Origin of the sequence: Anaeroglomus insulsum (assembly GCF_050689095.1) — a bacterium.
In the GTDB taxonomy this organism is placed as follows: Bacteria; Planctomycetota; Phycisphaerae; order Sedimentisphaerales; family Anaerohalosphaeraceae; genus Anaeroglomus; species Anaeroglomus insulsum.
The window spans coordinates 1-2,090 of the sequence record NZ_JBOGCL010000032.1 but is presented as its reverse complement, the minus strand read 5'-3'; the positions used below and the strand labels follow the sequence as shown (position 1 = coordinate 2,090).

2 protein-coding genes and 1 pseudogene are annotated in these 2,090 nt (G+C 50.9%); all 3 read left to right on the top strand.

The features are described 5' to 3' along the window. On the top strand, positions 1–230 hold a 230-nt coding region (locus ACQ9LF_RS13895; RefSeq protein WP_462490021.1), incomplete at its 5' end, for a hypothetical protein. A 119-nt stretch (positions 231–349) separates the two neighbouring features. Continuing rightward, positions 350–544, top strand: coding sequence for a hypothetical protein (locus tag ACQ9LF_RS13890; RefSeq protein WP_462490020.1), 195 nt, complete (start codon positions 350–352; stop codon positions 542–544). A 139-nt stretch (positions 545–683) separates the two neighbouring features. Further along, a pseudogene (locus ACQ9LF_RS13885) lies at positions 684–2,090 on the top strand (hypothetical protein); the annotation flags it as partial.

Here is a 2,090-nt window from a genome sequence, read left to right as displayed (position 1 = left end):
TGGTGGATCAATTGGTCATGCTGGTCAACGGCATCAACGCCCGGCGGGACACCTCCACGACCCCTCATAAGACTAAGCCCATCAAGCACTTAACCCAGCTGGATCAGGCTTATCATGACATTGCATCCTCCAGTGGAACCAAAAAAGAAACCGGATTCAAAAGCACCAGGACCGCCGCGGCCAGTCAATTGCCGCTAAGCGATCACGAATTCAAGGAGTTTAACGGATAAGGCTCTCCCTTTTTAGAATATTTGAGCGACGCAGGCGGGCGCGCTTGCGTCGCTCAAAATTCAACAAAAGTTGTGTCCCTTAACGGACGATACCTCGAAGGGTCAGAAAGGAATTACTCATGATAACTGAAGAAACTGTAATTCAATGGATGCGCCGTCGGATAGCCGATGGCCAGGTCAACAGTGCAGCGGACCTGGCGGGTGAATTCCTCGAAATGCACCACATTCGGGATGTACACAGTCAGGATTTTGCTTCTGTGATCAATGCCGGCTTTAAACTGGCGCCGGAAATTGCAAATACCAGAAAAATATAAAAAGATATCAGAAATAGCGTCTTTTTTCGGAATATTCGGCATCGATTACCCTTCTCTGTATCGCCCTCCCCAATCGACGAGATTCCGTAAAAAATGCAAATATAAGTAGTATTGCCGCTTTTTTACAGGAGACACACACATGACTATCAAAGGACGAATTTTTGCACTGGTTTCAATTCCCCTTGCAGGTCTGGCTCTGATTGCCGGAGGGAATGGATATATGATGCGTCATATATCCCATGTCGTCAACAGCACGACCACGGAAACTCTGATGCCGATTGTCAATGACGATATTCCCAAAATGAATCAATTCAGCAACAGCATTGAATGGATACTCAATGCCGACCGCGATGCGTATCAGACCTATACATCCGAACTGCAGATGCTGTCCACTCAGGATGAGAACACCATTGCACAGCTGACTGCCACCCACAGCGAGGATTTGCAGCAGGTCGCAGATCGGCTGAAACTGGCCTCCAGTGCCTTTGATGAAACCCTCAAACAGTCGTATAGTGAGTTTGAGACACATTACAGGACCTGGAAAACGGCCACGCAGTCCATTACGCAATTGTCGGCCACGATTGCTCGTGAGTCCAACCGCCAGCAGGCGATCAACCAGGAAAGTGTCAAGGTGTTTGATACCATGCGGAGTCAACTGGACGGTATCGTTGGACTGATTGAAAAAGAACTGGAGTCCCCGCAGATGGAAGGGAATCCGGCCCAGGCAGCAAAATGGTATACCAGTATTGAACTGCTGCTGAATGCCGACCGGGATGCGTATCAGGCCCTGACGGCTCTGTTGAAATTGATGGAACAGCCAGATACAGCAGAGTTTGAAGCTCTGGTAAAGGACTATCAAGCCAATCTGAAACAAACTCTGGATCGATCCCAAAAGGCCAGCGAGGTTTTTAATGAGGCCATGAAGGCGGGGTATCAGGAGTTTGTCAAGTCGCTCCAACAATGGGACAGCCTCTGCCAGCAGGTCACAGAAATCAGCCGGTCCAATCTGGCCCTGGTCCAGTCACGCCGGAAAACGGCAGCAGAGAGTCTTGGTGCATTCTCTGCGATGCGCAATACCATCAATACCATAACCGAACGCATGGAAGAGCAAATCAAACAGCAGATGGATACGATGGATAAGAAAGCTGATGCGGCCCAGGCCGAAGTGGCTTCCTTAAAAACCAGCATGAAACGTGCCAATACCATCAGCCTGGGGCTGGCCCTTGCCCTGTTTATTGCTGCCATCAGCCTCGGATTGAGCATGACCAGTCGGCTGGTTCGGGAATTAACCAGTATCATTCAGCAGCTTTTACACGGTTCCGAGCAGGTGGCTTCCGCCTCTACTCAGATCTCAGCGGCCTCGCAGTCGCTGGCTCAGGGGGCCACTGAGCAGGCCGCAGGTCTGGAAGAGACCTCCTCCAGCCTGGAAGAAATGTCCAGCATGACCAAACAGAACGCCGACAATGCCGTCCAGGCCAATACCCTGGCATCAGAGGCCAGGAAGGCTGCCAATAATGGCTCGGAGGCGATGACCCGGATGGATGAG